The following is a 20,007-nucleotide window of genomic DNA, read 5'->3' on the forward strand; positions in this document are numbered from 1 at the left end:
ACCCCCACCTTTTAAACCAAATATAGGCCTAACCTGTTGCAGTATTTTGTGAGTGGATTTAAGTCGTGTGATCTTCCTATCTCGCCGCCGGCGGCGTGACGCCGTGGCCGAGCGATCCCGGCGTCACGCGGTAAGCCTTTGTCAGCGCGGCAGCGCCTGCTGCAGTTCCGCCCGCAGCGCCGGGGTGAGCATCTCCCCCGCCTGCTTGGCCAGCCGCGCCATCTCGTAGCCGACCACGCCGATGTCGGCGTCCGCGCCGGCCAGCGTGGCCAGGATCGACCCGTCGCGCACCTGCATGACCAGGAAGTAGCCGCGTCCCATCTCGACGACCGTCTGCTTGACCACGTCGCCGTCGAACATCTGGGCGGCGCCCGCGGTGATGCTCATCAGTCCCGATGTCACCGCGGCGAGCTTGTCGGCGTTGTCCCGGGGCAGGTGGTCGGAGATCGCGACCAGCAGGCCGTCGGAGGAGACCACGATGGCGTGCGCCACTCCCGGCACCCGCTGTGTGAATCCGCTGACCAGCCAGCTCAGGTCGCGGGCCTCCTGGCTCAACGTCGTCATCGATCTCCTCCTTCGGAGCGCACGCCGCCGGGCGGCATGAAAATCTCGGTGGTGTCCTCGGCTTCGGCCCGCCGGACGCCGCTGTAGAGCCGGGACAGCATGCCGCCGACCGCCTCCGGGTCCGGGTCGTGGCGTGCCGCCGGCTGTTGCGGCCGCGCCGGCTGGGTGACGGCGGAGAGCTGGGCCATCGGCACCCGTACGGGCAGCCCGCGGGCGTTGGTCCCGCCGGTCACCGGGACGGCGGGCGGGGCGGGCGAGGTCTCCCGTACCGGGGCCGGCGCCGGGCCCTGGCGGGACCACCAGCCCCCGCCCGTGGGCGACCCGGCGGCCGGGCCCGCCGGCGACCCGGCCGCCGGCACGGGCACCTCCTCGGCCCGCACCGGCCGGGTCTGGTGGGGCACGGCGGCCTCCGGGCGGCGGCCGGCCACCGGCATCTCGTCGGGCGACGGCGCGCCGGCCCAGGCGACCGCGGAGGTCAGCATCCGCGCCGGGGCGGACGCGCCCGGCTCCGTCGCAGGCGTCGGGGCCAGGACTTCACCGGGCAGCCGGATCCGGGCGACGAGGCCGGCGTTCGCGCGGCCGTGCAGCCGCACCTCGACGCCGAGCCGCGCGGCGAGGTGGCTGACCACGAACAGGCCCATCCGCTCGACGGTCGCGACGTCGGCTGCCGGCGGCGTGGCGAGGACGGCGTTGGCCTCGGCCAGGGCGGCCGGGCTCATGCCGAGGCCCTCGTCGGCGATCTCGATGACCGCACCGGGGCCCTCGGTCCCGGCGGTGACGGCCACGACCGTGTCGGGGCGGGAGAACGAGGTGGCATTCTCCAGCAGCTCGGCGAGGACGTGGACCAGCTCACCGACGGCGTGGCCGACGACGTGCAGGTCGGCCACCGCCTCGTGGCGCACCCGCTGGTACTGCTCGATCTCGGCGCTGGCCGCCAGCAGCACCGCGCCGAGTCCCACCGGCCGGTTCCACCGGCGGGTCGACTCGGTCCCGGCCAGCACCAGCAGGCTGTCGTCGTTGCGCCGCATGCGGGCGGCCAAATGGTCGAGCTTGAACAGGTTCTCCAACTGGTCCGGGTCGCTCTCCTCGCGTTCCAGGTCGTCCAGCAGCTCCAGTTGGCGCTCGACCAGCACCTGGCTGCGCCGGGCGAGGTTGACGAACATCGCGTTGACGTTGCGCCGCGTGGTTGCCTGCTCCACGGCGACGCTGACCGCGCTGCGGTGCACCGCGACGAACGCCTCGGCCAGCTCGCCGATCTCGTCGAGCGAGCGGACCACCGCCGGCGGGACCTCGATCGTGGGGACGCCGCCGGTCACGGTGCGCAGCCGGTCCAGGGCCTCCGGCAGCTCGAGCTGGGCGATCCGCAGAGCCTGGCCGCGCAGCAGCCGCATGGACCGGGCAATGGAGCGGCCGACCAGAACGGAAATGAGCAGGGCCACCAGCAGCACCGCGACGACCACGCCGACGACCAGCAGCGTCGTGCGCAACTGCGCGGCGCTCACCTCGTCGGCCTGTCGTACGGCGTCGTCGAGCACCGACGCCTCGACCCGGCGCAGCAGCTCCTGGCGCTGCTCGCTGGCCGCCCACCACTGTGGAGCGGGCAGGACGGCCGGCTGGGCGCCGCCCGTCGGCAGGCTCTGCTCCTCCAGCCGGGTGGCGGCCAGGAACGCCGGGTCTACGGAGGTCTCGTCGTAGCGGCCGATCTGCGCGGCCGTCGCGGCAACCCGGAACGCGCCCAGCGCGGTGAGCTGCTGGGCCCGCAGGTCGGTCAGAACCACCTGGTCCTCCACGCCGTACCGGCCGGACCGGGCGGCCTCGTAGAGCTGGGCGCGGACCCGGGAGGACAGCTCCTTGACGCGGGCGAGCTGGACGTAGCGCAGCACCGCGTCGCTGAGGGCGGGCTGGTCCTCGCCGGGAGACGGTTCGGCGAGGAGGCTGAGCAGCGCGTCGACGGCGCGGTGGTAGTTGCTGAGGATGGTGTCGCTGCCCAGCACCGCCGGGGGGATCGCGGCCCGGATGTAGACGACCTGCTGGTAGGCCTCCAGCACCTCGGAGTAGGCGACCCGCCAGGACGCGTCGGCGTCGGCCAGCGGCTCGGCCGCGCGGCGCAGCTCGCGCAGAGCCTGGTCGGTGGCGCTCTGCAACGGTTTCAGCGCGACGATGGCCGCGTCCCGGTCGGCGCCCGCGCCGCTGCGCCGCAGCTCGCCCAGCTCACCGGCGGCCCGGTCCCGCTCCTGCTGGAGCTGGTGGATCGCGGCCGTGATCTGCCGGCCGATGCCCACCTGCTCGGCGAAGTCGCCGAGCGCGGTGGTCTGCCCGACCAGGGCGTGGGTCTGCACGCCGGCCAGCACCAGGAACGCCACCGACGGGATGACCAGCACGGTGGCGAGCTTGGTGCGCATCCGCCAGTCCCGCAACCGGAACGGCGAACGGCGCCGGTGCGGGACGACCCGGACGTCGAACCGGCGCCGGCGGTGGTGCGGCACCTCGCCCCGTGCCGGGCCCGGACCTGCGCCCACACCTGCCTCCTACGTCCCTCGCGTCCGCCGCGGCGACCCGGGGAACGGAGTCCATCCAATCAGGCCCGCGAGCTGTGTCAACGGGCCGGGCTGAGGTGCGACTCAGGAGGGTGAGGCGGGCTCGTCCGTCCGGCCGATGTCGGCGAGCCGGGTCGCGTCGCCGACGCGGCCCAACGCGACCAGCGCCGCACCGCTCGCCCCGACCTCCGGGTTGCGCCCGTACCACACGGGCCGGGGCGCGAGCGCGGCGGCGAACGCCGAACGCCACCAGCGTGAGGCGGCCACCGCTCCCCCGCCGAGCACCACCTCGACCGGTTTGTCGACGGTGGACTCCAGCACCGTGAGGTCCTCGGCGACCAGGTCGCACAGGCCCCGCATCAACCCGGCCAGGATGTCCACGGCGGTGCTGCTGAAGCTCAGCCCCCGCAGCTCGCCGGACCCGGCCGGCACCAGGCCGGGCGGCCGATCGCCGCCGAAGCGGACGTTCACCGGCAGGCGGCCGTCGGGTAGCAGCCGGGCCAGCGCGGCGTCCAGCTCCGCGCCCTCGGGCAGCCGCAGCTCCCGGTTGGCCCAGGCGAACAGGTTGCCGCCGGAGGAGTACGCGGCGCCGGTCACCACGTGGTCGTGGTCGACCCGGTAGCGCCAGAGCGTCTCCGGCAGCGGGAGCAGTTCCTCGCCCGCCGGGCCGCGCTGCATCAGCCGGACCGCCGCCGAGGTGCCCACGGTCACCGCGACCCGGTCCGGGGCGACGCAGCCGGTGCCGACGTTCGACGCCGCGCCGTCGCCCACCGGCCCGGCCCACGGCGCGTCGGTGAGCTGGGGCCAGCGCCGCGCGTACGCGGGCCGCAGCCGGCCCCGCCACCGCGCCGGGGCCAGTTCGGGCAGTTCCTCGGCCCGGCTACCGGCCAGCGCGCAGGCCTCGGCGTCCCAGTCCAGGGTCCGCAGGTCCAGCAGTCCCGTGCCGGACGCCTGGGAGATCGACATCGGCGCGGTGTCGAGCAGCTCGCCCAGCACGTACTCGGCCAGGCCGGCGAACCGGGCGATCGGGCCGCCGGTGTGCTCCCGCAGCCAGGGCAGCCGGATCGACCAGTAGCAGCGGTGCCACCACGTGCCCGTGCGCTGGTGGAAATCGTCCGGGTCGGCCGGCCCCGGCGCGCCGGGCAGGGCTGCCGGCCGGGTGTCCAGCCAGGTCAGCACCGGCCCGAGGGGCACGCCGTCGGCGCCCAGGGGGACCACCGAGTGCCACTGCGCGGAGGTCGCCACCAGGGACACGTCCCGCAGGTGCCCCGCCACGGCCAGCTCGTCCAGGCACTCGACCAGGCAGGCCAGGTAGCCGGGGCCGTCCAGCGTGCCGGTCCCGTCGTCGTGCACGACGAGGCTCACCCTGCGCCGGGCCAGCGCGCCGGGCAGCGGGCGGGCGTCCGCGTCCAGCACGAGCCCGCGTACCGAGGAGGTGCCCAGGTCGAGCGCGAGAATGTTCATCGACGGTCAAGTTACCCGGTGCGCCGCGGGCCGGCGTCCCAGCGGGTGGGCCGTACGCCCGATCGGCTTCCCGGCCCGTGGGCCGCCGCGTAGGGTGGTGCCATGCTCGCGCACCTGTCCTGCTGGTGGCCCGCCGACCCGGCGGCCATCCCCCGCGCGTAGCTTCCCACGCGGCCGCCCGACGAGGCGGCCGCCGGTCTCTCCCCGGCCCTCCCGGTCGCCCCGCCCGGGTGCCGCCCGGCCCGAGGAGACCCCATGACCCACCTGCCCGAGCTGCTGGCCGCCGTCGCTGCCGGCGCCGACCCCGGCCCGTTCGCGCTCGTCCGACGCGAGGGCGCCGACCACCTGGAGCTGTTCACCGGCACGGTACGCGTGGCGGAACGGCTCGCCGACATCCCGCTGCCCGACGGGCCGCCCGGCCCCCGCACGCTGGCGCTGGTGCCCTACCGGCAGGTCACCGAGCGGGGCTTCGCCTGCGTCGACGACGGCGTACCGCTGGAGTGCCTGGAGATCGCCCGGCACGAGCGGATCGGTCTGGCCGAGGCCCTCGCCGCGCTGCCCGACGTGCCCGTGCGCACCGCCGGCGCCGGCTTCGACGTCAGCGACGACGCGTACGCGGCCACCGTCGGCCGGGTGCTCGCCGAGGAGATCGGGCGCGGCGAGGGCGCGAACTTCGTCATCCACCGCTGCCTGCGCGCCACCGTCGAGGGGCCGCCGCTGGTCGCCGCGCTCGCGGCGTTGCGCCGGCTGCTGTCCGGCGAGCGCGGGGCGTACTGGACGTTCGTGGTGCACACCGGCACCCGCATCCTGGTGGGCGCCAGCCCGGAGCGGCACGTCAGCGTCGACGACGGGCTGGTCATGATGAACCCGATCAGCGGCACCTTCCGGCACACCGGCGCGGACGCCGACCGGGGCGCGCTGCTGCGTTTCCTCGCCGACCCCAAGGAGGTCGAGGAGCTGTACATGGTGCTGGACGAGGAGCTGAAGATGATGGCCACCGTCGCCGAGCACGGCGGCCAGGTGGTCGGGCCGTACCTCAAGGAGATGTCCCACCTGGCGCACACCGAGTACCTGCTCGCCGGCCGGGGCACGAAGGACGTACGGGAGGTGCTGCGCGAGACGATGTTCGCGCCCACCGTCACCGGCAGCCCGATGGAGAACGCCTGCCGGGTGATCGCCCGGCACGAGCGCACCGGGCGACGCTACTACGCGGGGGTGCTGGCGCTGCTCGGCCGCGACGACGCCGGCCGGCAGAGCCTGGACGCGCCGATCCTGATCCGGACCGCCGAGATCTCCCCCGCCGGCGACCTGCGGGTGCCGGTCGGGGCCACCCTGGTCCGGCACTCCACGGCCGAGGGCGAGGTGGCCGAGACGCACGCCAAGGCCGCCGGCGTGCTCGCCGCGCTGGGTCTGGGCCCGCAGGCCCCCACGGCCGGCGCGCGCCCGGCGGTACGCCTCGCCGACGACCCCGAGGTCCGCGCGGCGCTGGCTGCCCGCAACGCGCCGCTGGCCCGGTTCTGGCTGGACCAGCACGCCCCGGACGCGCCCGGCCTGCCCGGGTTGGCCGGGCGTCGGGTGCTGATCGTCGACGGCGAGGACACGTTCACCGGGATGCTCGCCCACCAGTTGGGCGCGCTGGGCCTGGCGGTGACGCTTCGGCCGTGGCACGCCGCCGGCCCCGTGGACGGCTACGACCTGGTGGTGGTCGGTCCCGGTCCCGGCGACCCGGGCAGCACGACCGAGCCGAAGATGGTCGCGCTGCGCGGTCTGCTCGCCGGGTTGCTCGCCGAGGGCCGGCCGATCCTGGCGGTCTGCCTGGGCCACCAGCTGCTGTGCGGCCTGCTCGGGCTGGCGCTGCACCGCCGGGACGCGCCCTACCAGGGGCTCCAGCGGGAGGTGCGGCTCTTCGGCACGCGGCGCCGGGTCGGCTTCTACTCGACGTTCACGGCCCGGGCGGACGCCGACCGGCTGACCACCCCGTACGGGCCGGTCGAGGTGGCGCGCGACGGCGCGGACGGCGCGGTGCACGCGCTGCGCGGGCGGGGCGTGGCGGGGGTGCAGTTCCACCCGGAGTCGGTGCTCAGCCCGGACGGCCTGGCGGTCCTGGCCGACCTGCTGTCCGGGCTGCTGCCTTCCCCCGCCGGGCAACTGTCGACGGCCGGGGAACGGTCGCCTGCCGGGGACCTGTCCGCGACCGGCGAGCGATCGGCGACGGTGGAGCGCGCATAGTCGTCCCGATCGGGGGTAGGGCTGGATGCGACCGGTGGTCCGGGCGGGTCGAGAGCCCCCGTCCGGGCCGCCGGTCGCCGCCGGCTCAGCCGGCCAGGCCGGCCTTCAGGGCGACACCGATCTGCACCGCCCGCTTCGTCGTCAGGGCGGTTGCGCCGAGGGCGATGTCGTCCGGCGCGGTCTCGCCGTTGTTGCTGGTGTGCGAGGCGCCGTACGGGTTGCCGGCGACGAACTGGCTCGGGTCGGTGTAGCCGGGGGTGACCACCACCCCACCCCAGTGGTAGAAGACGGTGAACAGCGACAGCAGGGTCGCCTCCTGACCGCCGTGGGAGGTGGCCGTCGTGCAGAACGCGGAGTAGACCTTGTTCGCCAGGGCGCCCTGCGACCACAGCGGCCCGGTGGTGTCGATGAACTGCTTGAGCTGGGCGGCCATCACGCCGTACCGGGTCGGCGTTCCGAAGATCACCACGTCCGCCCAGGACAGGTCGTCCAACTGGGCCTCCGGGACGTCCTGGGTCTCCATGCGGTGCGCGTGCCAGCCGGAGTTGGAGCGGATCGCCTCGTCCGGCGCCAGCTCGCGCACCTTGCGCAGGCGCACCTCGGCGCCGGCCTCACCGGCGGCCTCGCAAGCCGCCTGCGCCATCTGGTACGTGATGCCGGTCGCGCTGTAGTAGATCACCGCGACCTTGGTCTGGGCAGCCATCAGGTGTTTCCCTCCTCATGTCGGGTCAGCTCCGGCGACTACCCGGTACTTGCGGCGTCAAACGGCGGGGGCGGGCCCCGGCCAACCCGACGTGCGAGATGCTGGGGGAATGATGATCAGGGACGCCACCGCCGAGGACTGGCCGCGGATCTGGCCGTTCCTTCGGGAGATCGTGGCCGCCGGCGAGACGTACACCTGGCCCCGCGACGTCGACGAGGAGCGGGCCCGGACGATGTGGCTGGTGCCCCCGCCGGGCCGCACGGTCGTCGCGGTCGACCCGGACGGCGCCGTGCTCGGCTCGGCGAAGCTGGTGCCCAACCAGCTCGGGCCCGGCGACCACGTGGCCAACGCCAGCTTCATGGTCGCCCCGACCGCCGGCGGGCGCGGCCTGGGACGCGCCCTCGGCGAGCACGTGCTGGCGCTCGCCCGCGCCGACGGCTACCGGGCCATGCAGTTCAACGCCGTCGTGGCGACGAACACCCGGGCGGTGGCGCTCTGGCGCTCCCTGGGCTTCGAGGTCGTCGGCCGGGTGCCCGAGGCGTTCCGGCACCCCGACCAGGGGTACGTGGACCTGCTCGTCATGCACCGCCGGCTCTGAGCCCCCGGCGACTCTGCGGCTCAAGATGTACGCAGGTTTCGATGCGTACCGATGCCGGGTGGGCCGGCGGCGGGGGATCCTGGTGGCACCGGCGCGGGCGGGCCGGCAGTCGCCCCGCACCGGTCGACCTGAACGGGGGATCGCGCTCCGCCGGCCGGGCCGGCGTAGCGCGATCAGGGGAGGACGCCCCGGCGGGTCAGTCCAACCGGTCGCGCAGGTCGTCGACCTGCCGCTGTATCCGGTCCACGGCGCTCTCGTTGTTGAGGAATGTGGTGATCCCGGCGGCGAAGGCCAGTCCGATCAGCACCGCCAGGGCGCTGAGCACCAGGCCGCCGAGCGCCACGCCCCGGCCGGTCACCCCGGGCCGGCGGGCCATCTTGAGCCCGACGATCCCCAGGATCACGCCGATGATGCCGAGCAGCAGCCCGATCCAGGACAGGATCACGGTCAGCACGCTGATCAGCGCGGCCACCCCGAAGACCAACGCGAAGGCCGCGGCGGCGCTGGTCTTGGCCGACGGGCCCGCCCGGCCGGCCCGGGTCGGCACGCCGGCACCCCGGGCCGGCTCGCTGGACGCAGTCATGTCGCTCCCTCCGGGGCGCGTGACGCGCCCGCCGGCGGCCGGTTTCCCGCTGCGGCGGCCGTCATGCGTCGGATGTCGGGGGCCGGTCCTAAGCTGTGGCCCTGCCCCGACCCGAGGAGCCCGATCCCGTGGACCTGACCGGCCGTGAGGCGCTCGCGCTGCGGATGACCAGCCTGCTGCTGCGCCCGCACCCCACCACCCGCCCGGGTGGGGTCGCCGACGTGGTGGAGTGGTTCGGGGCCATGCAGGCGCAGGACGTGGCGAGCGGCATGTGGTCGCTCGGGGTCCGGCTGCCCGCGCTCGGCCACGCCGACGTGCACGCCGCGCTGGAACGCCGGGAGGCGCTGCGCACCTGGCCGATGCGGGGCACCGTGCACCTCGTGCCGCCCCGCGACGCCCGCTGGATGCTGGAGCTGACCGGCGTACGCTCGCTGGCCGCCGCCGCGACGCGCCGCGCGCAGCTCGGGCTGTCCGAGGCCGACGCGGACCGGGCGGTCGACGTGCTCGGCGCCGCGCTGGCCGGCGGCGGCCGGCTCACCCGGGCGCACTGCCTGGCGGCGCTGGAGGCGGCCGGCATCGGCACCGCCGGGCAGCGCGGCTACCACCTGCTCTGGTACGCGAGCGTGCGGGGCGTCACCTGCCTCGCGCCGAACGTGGGCACCGAGCAGACCTTCGCCCTGCTCGACGAGTGGGCACCCGCGCCGCACCGGCCCGACCGGGACGAGGCGCTGGCGATCCTCGCCCTCCGCTACGTCCGCGGCCACGGGCCGGTCACCGACCGGGAGTTCGCCGGCTGGACGGGCCTGACGCTCACCGACGCCCGCCGAGGCCTCGCCGCGGCCGGCGACGCCCTGGCCCTCGTGCGGGTCGACGGGCAGGAGGCGCTGGTCGACGCGGCCCTGCCGGACGCGCCGCGCGCATCGGTCGACGACGACCTGCTGGTGCTGCCCGGCTTCGACGAATACCTGCTGGGCTACAAGGATCGTTCGCTGATGCTCGACGCCGCACACCGGGATGCGATCGTGCCGGGCGGCAACGGCGTCTTCCAGGCCACGGTCGTGCGCGGTGGTCGGGTGGTGGGCACCTGGAAACGGGTGGTCGGTCGGGACCGGGTGGCCGTGACGGTCCGCCCGCTGGCACCGCTCGGCGCGGCGCAGCGGGCCGGGGTGGAACACGCCTTCGGCCGCTACGCGGCCTTCCTCGACCGCGTGCTCCACGTCGCCTGGGCGGCCTGAGTCGTCCACAGCGCCCCCAGGGGCCCCGTTGGCCCCGGTGGCCCCGGTGGCCCCGACGGTACCGTGCTGCTCCTATTCACCGGGCCACCGACGAATCCGCTCCGGTCGGCCGGGTATCCGTCCGGCGACACGAGAGGGAGGTAGACGACCCATGAAGCTCAGCGCACAGCAGGCCAGTTCGCTGTACGGACAGGACGTCAAGGACCGCTCGGGTTCGAAGATCGGCAGCGTGGGTCAGATCTGGACCGACGCCGCCGGCGAGCCGACCTGGGTCAGCGTGAAGACCGGCATGACGGGCCGGAAGGAGTCGATGGCTCCGCTGGACAAGGCCCGGATCACCGACGGCGGGCTCGCGGTCGACTACGACACGTCCACCGTGAAGAACGCCCCCGCGGTGGACGCCGGCACCGACGAGCCGCTGAACACGGCCCAGATCGAGCAGCTCTACGCCCACTACCACCTGCAGCCGCAGGGCGCGCCGAGCGCCGCCCGGGGGCGGGCGCCGGCGGCGGGCGAGGACCTGATCCGGTCCGAGGAGCGACTGCGGGTCGGCACGGAGAGCCAGCCGGCCGGTACGGCGCGGCTGCGCAAGTACGTCGTCACCGAGGACGTGCACACCACCGTGCCGGTCGAGCACGACGAGGTGTACGTCGAGCGGGAGCCCATTGCCGCCGGCGACGCCCGCGGTGTCCGCGCCGACATCGGCGAGGCCGAGCAGGAGATGACCCTGCGCGCCGAACGGCCGGTGGTCGGCAAGGACACGGTGCCCGTCGAGCGGGTCCACCTCGCCAAGGACGAGGTCGTCGAGCAGCAGCCCGTCGACGACCGGATCCGGCGGGAGCGGATCGAGGCGGAGATCCCGGAGGCCAGCCGGCGACGCCGCTGACCGCCGACATGGCAAGGGGCGGGTGGGTCGTCGCGACCCACCCGCCCCGCGCGTCGTTCGCGTCAGTCGGCGAGCGCGCCGGCCGCCCGCCCCTCGTGCAGGGTCAGGTTGCGCCCGTTCGACGGGTCGAACAGGTGGATCTTCTCCAGGTTGAACCAGACCCGCCGGTGCTGCCCCTCCTCCACCGGCGACTCGGCCGACAGCCGGGTCACCAGGCTGGCGCCGCCGCCGCTGAAGTCGGCGCCCGCGTCGGCCGCCAACTCCTCCAGCTCCGCGGCGCTGGCCCGCTCCCCCTCGACGCTGAAGTAGACGTACTTGTCGGAGCCCATCGTCTCGACGATGTCGACCGGCGCCTCGAACTCCACGCCCCGGCGGCGGGTGTCGTCGTCGATCAACGCGGCGTCCTCGAAGTGCTCGGGCCGGATGCCGAGGATCAGCTCGCGCGGCGCGTCGCCGCCGGACAGCTCGCGCCGGATCCGCTCGCCGATCGGCACGTCGCCCAGCGCCGTACGCAGCTTGCCGTCCTCGACAACCGCGTGCAGGAAGTTCATCGACGGCGAGCCGATGAACCCGGCGACGAAGAGGTTGCGCGGGTGGTCGTACAGCTCCTGCGGCGGGCCGACCTGCTGCACGGCGCCGCCCCGCATGATCACCACGCGGTCGCCGAGGGTCATCGCCTCGGTCTGGTCGTGGGTGACGTAGACGGTGGTGGTGCCGAGCTGCTTCTGCAGGCGCGACACCACGGTACGCATCTGCACCCGCAGCTTCGCGTCCAGGTTGGACAGCGGCTCGTCCATCAGGAACGCCTTCGGCTGCCGGACGATCGCCCGGCCCATCGCCACCCGCTGGCGCTGGCCGCCGGAGAGGTTCGCCGGCTTGCGGTCCAGCAACGGGGTCAGCTCCAGGACCTTGGCCGCCTCCTCCACCTTCTGGTTGATCGTCTCCTTGTCCAGCTTCGCCAGCCGCAGCGGGAACGCCATGTTCTCCCGCACCGTCATGTTCGGGTAGAGGGCGTACGACTGGAACACCATCGCGATGTCCCGGTCCCGGGGGGCCTTGTCGTTGACCCGATCGCCGCCGATGCGCAGCTCGCCGGAGCTGATGTCCTCCAGGCCCGCGATCATGTTCAGGGTGGTGGACTTCCCGCAGCCGGACGGGCCGACCAGGATCACGAACTCGCCGTCGGCGATCTCCAGGTCGACGTCCCGCACCGCCGTGGTCCCGTCCGGGAACCTCTTGCTCACCTTGTCCAGCACGATGTCAGCCATCACTACCACCTATCCCTTGACTGCGCCGGAGGTCAGGCCGGAGACGATGCGGCGCTGGAAGAAGAGGACGAACAGGATGATCGGAATGGTGATCACCACGGCGGCGGCGCAGATCGCCCCGGTGGGGTCCTCGAACTGCGACTCGCCGGTGAAGAACGACAGCGCCACCGGCACCGTGCGGGCCCGCTCGGTGGAGGTCAGCGTGATGGCGAAGAGGAAGTCGTTCCAGCAGAAGATGAAGACCAGGATCGCCGTGGTGAACAGCCCCGGCGCGGCCAGCGGGGCGATGACCCGCCGGAACGCCTGGCCCTGCGTCGCGCCGTCCATCTTCGCCGCCTTCTCCAGGTCCCACGGGATCTGCTTGAAGAACGCCGACAGCGTGTAGATCGCCAGCGGCAGCGCGAAGGTGATGTACGGCAGGATCAGCCCCGGCCACGTGTCGAAGAGGCCGAACTGCCGCTCGATCTCGAACAGCGGCGACACCAGCGACACCTGCGGGAACATCGCGATCAGCAGCGAGACGCCGACCAGCAGCTTCTTGCCGGGGAAGTCCAGCCGGGAGATCGCGTACGCGGCCATGGCGCCGAGCACCACGGCGATCACGGTGGCGATCAACGCGATGCCGATCGAGTTGACCAGGGCGCGGACGAACTGGTCGGTGGAGAAGATCGTCCGGTAGTTGTCCAGCGTCCACTCCTGCGGGATGAACTTCCCGTCGGTCAGGGTCGCCGGGGTCTTGAACGACAACGACATGATCCAGAGGACCGGGACCAGCGCGAAGACGACAACGATGGCGTCCAGCAGGCCCCAGCGCAGCTTGGCCCGGGTGGTGGTGTCAGCCATCTCAGTGCCTCTCCCCGTCGTCGCTGCCGGGGGCAGCGGTACCGAACAGCTTCACGAAGACGAAGGCGATGATCGCCACAGCGATGAAGATCAACACCGACATCGTCGACCCGATGCCGAGGTTCAGACCCCGGATCAGGTTGTTGTAGGCGAGCATCGACACCGACGAGGTCTCGTTGCCGCCCGCGGTCAGCACGAAGATGTTGTCGAACACCCGGAACGCGTCCAGGGTGCGGAACAGCAGCGCGACCAGGATCGCCGGCTTCATCACCGGCAGCATCACCTTGGTGAACCGCTGCCACGCGGTCGCGCCGTCGGTGGAGGCGGCCTTGAGCAGGTCCTCCGGCACCAGCGCCAGACCGGCCATCAGCAGCAGCGCCATGAACGGCGTGGTCTTCCAGATCTCGGCCAGCATGATGATCGCCAGCGAGCTGGCCCGCTCGGTCAGTGGCGCACCCTCGCTGAACAGGTTCGCCAGGTAGCCGGTGCCGGGCGTCCACGCGTACCGCCAGGAGAACGCCGCGACCACCGTGACGATGCCGTACGGGATCAGCGCCGCGGTGCGGACGATGCCCCGGCCGACCAGCGTGCGGTGCATGATCAGCGCCAGCCCCATGCCGAGCACCAGCTCGACCGCGACGGTGACCACGGTGATCAGCGCGGTCACCCCGAACGCCGTCCACCAGAACTCGTTGGTCAGCACGGTGACGTAGTTCTCCAGCCCGATGAACTCGCGCTCGTCGGGGAAGCGCAGGTCGAAGCGCTGGAGCGACAGCCAGACCGAGTAGAGGATCGGGTACGCGGTCACCAGCACCATGACCAGCGCGGCGGGGGCGCAGAGCAGCCAGCCCACGCGGCGCTCGGCCTTCTTGTTCTCGCTCAGCGGGGCCTTCCGGCCGCGACCGCCCCGCTGGGCCGGCACCGCGGCGTGCCGCCCGGCCGGGCGCTCGGCCTGTGCCGTGGCGTCGGCGCCGGCGGGCGTGGCGTTGACGCTCACGGCAGGACCCCCTTCGAGTCGAGGGCGTCGGCGATGGCGTCGCGCAGCTCGTCGGCGGTCTGCTCCGGCCGGATCGCCGACGGCGGCGACAGGATCGCCGACATGACGGTGGAGATGCTCTGGTACGCCGGGGTCAACGGCCGGACCGCCGGGTCCTTGAGCTCCTCGAGGATGGTCTCCTTCATCGGGTACGCCTCGGCCATCTCCGGGTCGTCGTAGACCTTCTCGATGGTCGGCGGCACGCCGTCGTTGATCGCGGAGAACTTCTGGTTCTTCTCGTTGCGGATGCACCGGGCCGCCTCGAAGGACTCCTCGGGATGCTTCGAGTACGCGCTGACGGCCATGTTGACCCCGCCGATGGTGACCTTGCTCGGGGTGTTCTCGTCGATGCCCGGGATCCGCGCCCAGCCGACCTGCTTGGCCAGCTCCGGGTTGGCCTCCTGCATCGCCGGGTAGACGAACGGCCAGTTCACCTGGAACGCGCCGCTGCCGGACTGGAACTCCAGCCGGACGGGGTCCTCGGTGGCGTTGCTGAACGACGGCGACGTCACGCCCGACGCGGCGAACCGCTGGAGCTGCTCCAGCGCCCGGACGGTACCGGCGTCCATCACGGCCTGCTCACCGTCGTCGCTGAGGATCTTGCCGCCAGCGCTCTCGGCGAGGGTGTTGTAGAGGACGACGAGGCCCTCGTACTGCGCGCCCATCGTCAGCACCTGGTACGGCTTGCCCTGCTGCTTCAACTCCTGGGCGGTGGAGATCATCTGGTCCCAGGTCCTCGGCGGCTCGGGGACGAGGTCCTTGCGGTACCAGAGCAGCTGCACGTTGGTGTTCTTCGGCGCGCCGTAGAGCCTGTCCCGGTAGCGGGCCGTCTCGAGGGGGCCGGCGAGAGTGCCCTGCTCCACCTCGGCCTTGTCCTGCCCGGTCCACTCAAGGATCCAGTCGGCGCTGGCGAACTCCTGGGTCCAGGTGACGTCGAGGCCGAGCACGTCCATCCCGCTGTCCTGCGCCGCCAGCCGGCGGACCAGCTGCACCCGCTGGTCGTCCGCCTGCCGCGGCAGCACCCGATAGGCGATCTTGTAGCGCCCCTGGGCCTGCGCGTTGCAGTCGTCGACGACCTTCTGCAGGTTCTGCTCCGGCGGGTAGTACAGGTTGATCGTGGGCGTGCCGCTGTCCCCGCCGGAGCCGCAGGCCGCCGCCATCGGCGCCACCAGCGTCAACGCCGCGGCCGCGGCCACCGCGCGCACGCGGGGCCGCCCCCGGCGTCGGGCCTTGTCAGGGTCGCTCATCACCCCTCCTCTCGTGTCGGCCCAAAGCCGGGGTGATGCTCCGCGCCCCGGCGCACGGCGGAACGATCAGGGCGCTGACCTGCGCATCTGCCGCCCCGGGCGTTTCGTGGCCCCAACACTGCCCGACCTGCGAAGTCGCGAAACCTGACGCTGGTGAGACGGCCCCGACACGGGCCGGTTGTGGTGCGGGTCACCGCCGTGCGGCTCCGACGGGTCGCCCGTAGGCTCGGCCGATGGACGCCACCTTCTTCTTCGATCCCGCCTGCCCGTGGACCTGGCGCACGTCCCGGTGGCTCGTCGCCGTCGCCGACGCCCGCGGTCTGCACCTCGAGTGGCGGGCGTTCAGTCTGGCCATCCTCAACGAGGGGAACGTCGCGCCGCAGTTCGCCGAGGCGATGGCCGCCTCCAGCCGGGCGCTGCGGCTGGTGGAGGCGCTGCGTGCCGACGGCCGCCACGACGACGTCGCCCGGTTCTACGCCGAGGTCGGCGCGCGCAGCCACGACGCCGGCAACCGGCTGTCGCCGAAGATCGTGGACGCGGCCGTCGAGGCGGCGGACCTCCAGGAGGCCGCGCCGGCCCTCGACGACGACCGCTGGGACGACGCGGTACGCGAGTCGCACGCGCTGGCATACGCGTCCGCCGGCCCCGACGTGGGCTCACCCGTGCTGAAGGTGCCCGGCGCCGAACGCGGCATCCACGGCCCCATCCTGACCGAGGTCCCCGGCACCGACGACGCCCTGACCGTCTGGGACTCCCTGCTCCCCCTGATCCGGATGCCCGCCTTCCACGAGATCAAGCGCGCCCGCCACTGACCTCCCCCTCTCCCCGTTCGCGCCGACTTCGTCGCCACCAGCCTCACGATCGCCGGGGAGCGGGGCAGGCGTGGCGGGGCGGGTCGCAGGGGGGTGGGCGGGATGATGGGGGCGTGATCGCGAGCTTCAAGGATCTCTGTCTGGACGCCGCCGACCCCCGCGAGACCGGGGCGTTCTGGGCCCGGGTGCTCGACGGCGACCTCGTCGACCTCGGCGATGGAGACACGCGGGTCGACCCCCGGGCCGCCCGATCCGGGGCCGAGTCGATCTGGGTCAACCGGGTGCCGGAGCCGCGTACGGTCAAGACCCGCGTACACCTGGACCTGCGCCTGGCCGAGGCAGACCCGGCGGCGCTGCTGGCGGCCGGCGCCCGGCTGGTGCGCGAGCCGGACGCGGAGATCGGCTGGTGGGTGCTAGCCGACCCGGACGGCAACCTGTTCTGCGCGTTCCCGCCCCGCGAGGGCGCCCGACCCGGGCCGTTCGAGCTGATCGTCACCTCGGCCCACCAGGCCGCCCAGGCGGCCTGGTGGGCCGAGGTGACGGGCGGCAAGGTCGACGCCGGTGACGCGAGCGCCGCCGCGTCGGTGGTGGGCGCCGCCGGCTTCCCGTGGGACCACTGGGTCTTCGACCCGGTGCCGGAGCACAAGACGGTCAAGAACCGGATGCACTGGGACGTCGACCTGACCGACCCGGAGCCGACGGCGCTGATCCGGGCCGGCGCGACGCTGCTGCGCGAGCCCGACGACGCGGTCCGCTGGTGGGTCCTGGCCGACCCCGAGGGCAACGAGTTCTGCGCCTTCGCGCCGCGTCCCACCCCGTGAGCGTGGAGCTACCGAGCGGCCGGCCGGTCGACTAACGTTTCCGTAGCTCCGCAGCCAGCGCGTTCGCCGCCGACGTCGACACGCCTCCGGCCGACCCCATCCTGTCCGATCGGTTGGTTCTCGCGGGAACTCCCCTGCACCACCCGACCGGTTGGGCAGGATCGTCCCCAACGAGGAGGTGCCGTCGTGCAGGACACCCGCGCTCTCGCCCTGACGTTCGAGGTGAGCGGCCTGCCACCGGTCAAGACCGAGGCGCTGTCCATCTTCGCCGCCGGGCACCGGCAGGCGACGAGGGTCCGCGCCCTGCTCGAAGCGGCCTGCGCGGCGGCCCAGCACACCGGCTGGACCCCGCTGTCCGGGCCGGTCGAGGTGGACCTCGTGCTGCGCTGCCCGCCGGGGCACCGCACCTCCGACGCCAGCACCCTGCTCGGCGGGGTGTGCGCGGTGCTCCAGGACAAGAAGCGGGTGGCCAGCATCGGCCTGGCGCACCTCGGCGTCCTCGTGGACGTCGCCCTCTACGACGACGACCGGCAGATCCGCCGGCTGTCGTACGCGGAGGAACCGGCCGAGGAATTCTCGTACCAGGTGCGGGTCGCCGCCGCACCGAACGTGGTTTGACCGACGGCCGCGGTGGGGTACCGCGGACGCCGACGAAAGGAGCGCCGATGTCGGAGCCACATGTCACGCTGGACCCTCGCGGGCTCGATCCCGTGCAGCAGAAGCTGCGCGGCCCGCTGGAGGACCAGCTGACGTCGGCGCTGCAGGCCGCGACGGAACGGGTCAGCGCCAGCTACGCCGGTGAGCCGGTCGAGCAGGTCTGCCAGCGGCTGCTCGACGAGACGCGCGGCGGCCTGCACCCCGACATCGCGGCCGGTTTCCAGCCGGACATGGACGAGTTCTGCCGGGTGGCGGTCGCGATCGTCCGCGGCGAGGTCTCCTGACGTCGCGGGGGCAGCACCCCGGCGCGCCGGTCAGTAGCGGTCGAGGTTCGCGTACGGGCTGATCACGATGCGCGGGGACAGCGCCGGGTTCAGCCACCGCAGCACGGCGACCAGGTTGGTGTGCGAGAGGCTGACGCAGCCGGCGGTGGCGTTGCCGGTGCTGGTGCTGAACTCGTGCAGGAAGATGCCGCTGCCCGCGTACGGCACGGGCTTCGCCACGTTCGGTGGCATGTTGTACGTGATCACCGCGAAGTGCGTGTACGCGGGCGTCTCCTGCCACAGCGCCTCGCTGTAGCCGCCGGGGTTGGTGGCGCTGTGTTGGAAGGTGTTGTAGAGCGGCGACTCCGGGTTCTCGTTCCACCAGTCGCCGCTGACGAGGCGGTGGTACGGGTAGCGCACGCCGGGGTTGGCCCCGATGCCGTACATGGTCGGGCCGATCGAGTAGACCCCGGTCGGGGTGGTGGGCACCCCTTCCACGTGGTTGTCGCTGAAACCCTTCGACCCGATCCGGGCGGGCAGCGCGCCCGACACCCGCCGCCAGTGGCCCAGCACCTTGGCGTACGTCTCGAGGGTCGCGTAGGTGGTGGTGTAGCTGGCGCCGCCGACGACGATGACCTGCTGGCACTCCACCGGCAGCGTCCGCAGCTTGGCGGCGCGGTTGTTCGGGTCGACCCACATGCGCCGGTCGCTCGGATAGCGGGCCACGGTGGTCGTGGTGCTCCAGGCGTCCCGGGTTCCCGGGGCTGCGGGGGCCGCGGAGGCGCGGGCCGCGGGGGCGACGACGGCGGACGCCGCCGCGCCGGCGGCGGCAATTAGGAGGTTTCTCCGGTTCATGCCGGACATCCTGGCAGCCGGCACACGTTCCCGTGGTCCCCTGGCATCAGATTTCCTGACCCCTTGACGTCGTGCCGGGTTGGAGGGGGCGTGTCCGCTGGGGGCGGGTCAGGACCGGGTCCGCAACTCCCCGATCCTGACCCCCAGCCGTCCGGCGTGGTAGCGGACATCACCGAATGAGCGCGCGGGCGTGGCACGCCGCCCACGCCGGGCTCACCACGGCGAGCCTGCCGCCTGCACTCAGCTCCACGGTGCCCAACTACCGGACTTCGGCGCGCTCCCGACTCACCCCGACGAGCCGTGAGCGCCGGATCAGGTTAGGCGCGCGTCCGCGGGCCGGACAAGGACGAACCGGGTCCGAGCGAGCGTGATTGATGTCAAGGTGAAAAAGCGGCATGTCGACGTAACGCGGCCCCGTGGGCCAGCGCTGTTTCCCCGTCGAGGCGACCACCGGGCCGCGGCCCTCGCGCCGCCGCCCGCGACCAGCGTACGGCTCAGAAGTGGAGCAGCAGTTCGGGGAACGCGGACAGCCGCAGCACGCCCCGGTCGGCCGGGTCCAGCTCGGCGTGCTCCAGCACCCAGGTGTTGTCGTTGGGGATGAACACGGCGTTCATGCCGGCGGCGCGGGCGGGCAGGATGTCGGACTTCGGGGAGTTGCCGATCATCCAGGCGACGGCCGGGTCGATGTCGTGCTCCCGGGTCAGCCACCGGTAGGTGTCGACGTCCTTCTCCGGCACGATGTGGGCGGCCCGGAAGTGGTGCAGCAGCCCGGAGGCGTCGAGCTTGCGCTGCTGGTCCTCGGGCTCGCCCTTGGTCAGCAGCAACAGCTCGTGCCGGCCGGCCAGGTCGTCCAGCGCCTCGGCCACCCCCGGCATCAGCTCCACCCGGTGATCGGCCAGCGCCGCCGCCAGACCCTCGATCTCGCGCCGCTCGGCCTCCGTGGCGGGCCGCTGGCGCAGCCGCTCCAGGCACTCGGCCAGGCTGCGCAGGAAGACCTTGCTGCCGTAGCCGTGCGCGACCGTGTTGGCCCGCTCGATGTCGTCCAGGATGGCGCGGGTCTCGGCGCGGTCGAGCGTGGGGTGGTCCAGCCACTCCAGGAAGTCGTCGATCACCCGCTCGAACAGGATGTTGTTCTCCCAGAGCGTGTCGTCGGCGTCGAAGACGAGCACCTGCCCGCCGCGCCGGCGCGTCGTGTCTGCCATGGCTTTCCTCCCCGTTGACGGCCGGCGCCACGGTACTGCCGTTACCTGTCAGTGCGCTGTAGCGACTGATCGGTATGTCCCGCCTTGCGGTGGGACGGTCCCGGTCTTGTCCGCCTGAGCGGGGCCGGGTTGACGCTTCACGGCCACCGGCCCGCCGGGGCGGGTCTTACGGTCGGCTCCACGTCCTGCCACCGGGCCACTCCC

At 73.2% G+C, this 20,007-nt stretch carries 19 protein-coding genes; 8 read left to right on the forward strand and 11 right to left on the reverse strand.

Going from position 1 to position 20,007, the window contains the following annotated elements; translation table 11 throughout:
• Window positions 1-141 precede the first annotated feature (141 nt).
• From AB0G14_RS31930 to AB0G14_RS31940, 3 genes are all read right to left on the reverse strand, one after another.
• Complete coding sequence (locus AB0G14_RS31930) at window positions 142-555, reverse strand: roadblock/LC7 domain-containing protein (protein ID WP_350711208.1); 414 nt, start codon at window positions 553-555, stop codon at window positions 142-144.
• Between the two features lie 5 nt (window positions 556-560).
• Window positions 561-3,083, reverse strand: coding sequence for a nitrate- and nitrite sensing domain-containing protein (locus AB0G14_RS31935; RefSeq protein WP_357703883.1), 2,523 nt, complete (start codon window positions 3,081-3,083; stop codon window positions 561-563).
• 102 nt (window positions 3,084-3,185) lie between these two features.
• A complete protein-coding gene (locus AB0G14_RS31940) occupies window positions 3,186-4,565 on the reverse strand; it encodes an FGGY family carbohydrate kinase (RefSeq protein WP_357703885.1) in 1,380 nt (459 codons plus the stop codon).
• 255 nt (window positions 4,566-4,820) lie between these two features.
• On the opposite strand from AB0G14_RS31940, the gene AB0G14_RS31945 reads away from it, so the two are divergent.
• Window positions 4,821-6,794, forward strand: a complete 1,974-nt coding sequence (locus tag AB0G14_RS31945; RefSeq protein ID WP_357703887.1) for a chorismate-binding protein — start codon at window positions 4,821-4,823, stop codon at window positions 6,792-6,794.
• Between the two features lie 85 nt (window positions 6,795-6,879).
• Here the strand turns inward: AB0G14_RS31945 and wrbA are convergent, their stop codons facing one another.
• Window positions 6,880-7,497: an NAD(P)H:quinone oxidoreductase gene (wrbA, locus tag AB0G14_RS31950; RefSeq protein WP_357703889.1), complete on the reverse strand. Its 618-nt coding sequence runs from the start codon at window positions 7,495-7,497 to the stop codon at window positions 6,880-6,882.
• A 109-nt stretch (window positions 7,498-7,606) separates the two neighbouring features.
• Here wrbA and AB0G14_RS31955 point away from each other — a divergent pair, with 109 nt between their 5' ends.
• Window positions 7,607-8,095, forward strand: coding sequence for a GNAT family N-acetyltransferase (locus tag AB0G14_RS31955; RefSeq protein ID WP_357703891.1), 489 nt, complete (start codon window positions 7,607-7,609; stop codon window positions 8,093-8,095).
• Window positions 8,096-8,291: 196 nt separating this feature from the next.
• Here the strand turns inward: AB0G14_RS31955 and AB0G14_RS31960 are convergent, their stop codons facing one another.
• A complete protein-coding gene (locus tag AB0G14_RS31960) occupies window positions 8,292-8,678 on the reverse strand; it encodes a DUF4190 domain-containing protein (protein WP_357703893.1) in 387 nt (128 codons plus the stop codon).
• A gap of 164 nt (window positions 8,679-8,842) precedes the next feature.
• Here AB0G14_RS31960 and AB0G14_RS31965 point away from each other — a divergent pair, with 164 nt between their 5' ends.
• Complete coding sequence (locus tag AB0G14_RS31965) at window positions 8,843-9,913, forward strand: winged helix DNA-binding domain-containing protein (protein ID WP_357703918.1); 1,071 nt, start codon at window positions 8,843-8,845, stop codon at window positions 9,911-9,913.
• 151 nt (window positions 9,914-10,064) lie between these two features.
• On the forward strand, window positions 10,065-10,799 hold the full coding sequence (locus AB0G14_RS31970; protein ID WP_357703895.1) for a YsnF/AvaK domain-containing protein: 735 nt from the start codon (window positions 10,065-10,067) through the stop codon (window positions 10,797-10,799).
• A 62-nt stretch (window positions 10,800-10,861) separates the two neighbouring features.
• Here AB0G14_RS31970 and ugpC read toward each other — a convergent pair whose 3' ends face one another.
• Genes ugpC through AB0G14_RS31990 form a run of 4 tightly spaced genes read right to left on the reverse strand, consistent with a single transcriptional unit; the run spans window position 10,862 to window position 15,196 of the window.
• Window positions 10,862-12,067, reverse strand: coding sequence for a sn-glycerol-3-phosphate ABC transporter ATP-binding protein UgpC (gene ugpC, locus AB0G14_RS31975; RefSeq protein WP_357703897.1), 1,206 nt, complete (start codon window positions 12,065-12,067; stop codon window positions 10,862-10,864).
• Between the two features lie 9 nt (window positions 12,068-12,076).
• Window positions 12,077-12,910 carry a carbohydrate ABC transporter permease gene (locus AB0G14_RS31980; protein ID WP_357703899.1) on the reverse strand — a complete coding sequence of 278 codons (834 nt, stop codon included), beginning with the start codon at window positions 12,908-12,910 and terminating at the stop codon, window positions 12,077-12,079.
• A gap of 1 nt (window position 12,911) precedes the next feature.
• Complete coding sequence (locus AB0G14_RS31985) at window positions 12,912-13,907, reverse strand: sugar ABC transporter permease (protein WP_357703901.1); 996 nt, start codon at window positions 13,905-13,907, stop codon at window positions 12,912-12,914.
• Complete coding sequence (locus AB0G14_RS31990) at window positions 13,904-15,196, reverse strand: ABC transporter substrate-binding protein (RefSeq protein WP_357703903.1); 1,293 nt, start codon at window positions 15,194-15,196, stop codon at window positions 13,904-13,906. Before AB0G14_RS31990 ends, AB0G14_RS31985 begins: the two co-directional genes overlap by 4 nt.
• Before the next feature lie 230 nt (window positions 15,197-15,426).
• Here AB0G14_RS31990 and AB0G14_RS31995 point away from each other — a divergent pair, with 230 nt between their 5' ends.
• The 4 genes from AB0G14_RS31995 to AB0G14_RS32010 all read left to right on the forward strand — a co-directional run bounded on the left by AB0G14_RS31995 (window position 15,427) and on the right by AB0G14_RS32010 (window position 17,767).
• Window positions 15,427-16,005 (forward strand): DsbA family protein, encoded by a 579-nt coding sequence (locus tag AB0G14_RS31995; RefSeq protein WP_357703905.1) that lies wholly within the window; start codon window positions 15,427-15,429, stop codon window positions 16,003-16,005.
• Window positions 16,006-16,118: 113 nt separating this feature from the next.
• Complete coding sequence (locus AB0G14_RS32000) at window positions 16,119-16,826, forward strand: VOC family protein (RefSeq protein WP_357703907.1); 708 nt, start codon at window positions 16,119-16,121, stop codon at window positions 16,824-16,826.
• Between the two features lie 186 nt (window positions 16,827-17,012).
• Complete coding sequence (locus AB0G14_RS32005; protein ID WP_357703909.1) at window positions 17,013-17,444, forward strand: hypothetical protein; 432 nt, start codon at window positions 17,013-17,015, stop codon at window positions 17,442-17,444.
• Window positions 17,445-17,491: 47 nt separating this feature from the next.
• Window positions 17,492-17,767 carry a hypothetical protein gene (locus AB0G14_RS32010; protein WP_357703911.1) on the forward strand — a complete coding sequence of 92 codons (276 nt, stop codon included), beginning with the start codon at window positions 17,492-17,494 and terminating at the stop codon, window positions 17,765-17,767.
• 30 nt (window positions 17,768-17,797) lie between these two features.
• On the opposite strand, the gene AB0G14_RS32015 is transcribed toward AB0G14_RS32010, so the two are convergent.
• Complete coding sequence (locus AB0G14_RS32015) at window positions 17,798-18,601, reverse strand: L,D-transpeptidase family protein (RefSeq protein WP_357703913.1); 804 nt, start codon at window positions 18,599-18,601, stop codon at window positions 17,798-17,800.
• A 494-nt stretch (window positions 18,602-19,095) separates the two neighbouring features.
• Complete coding sequence (locus AB0G14_RS32020; RefSeq protein WP_357703915.1) at window positions 19,096-19,803, reverse strand: HAD family hydrolase; 708 nt, start codon at window positions 19,801-19,803, stop codon at window positions 19,096-19,098.
• Between the last annotated feature and the right edge of the window lie 204 nt (window positions 19,804-20,007).

Source organism: Micromonospora sp. NPDC023814 (assembly GCF_040639595.1).
GTDB lineage: Bacteria > Actinomycetota > Actinomycetes > Mycobacteriales > Micromonosporaceae > Micromonospora.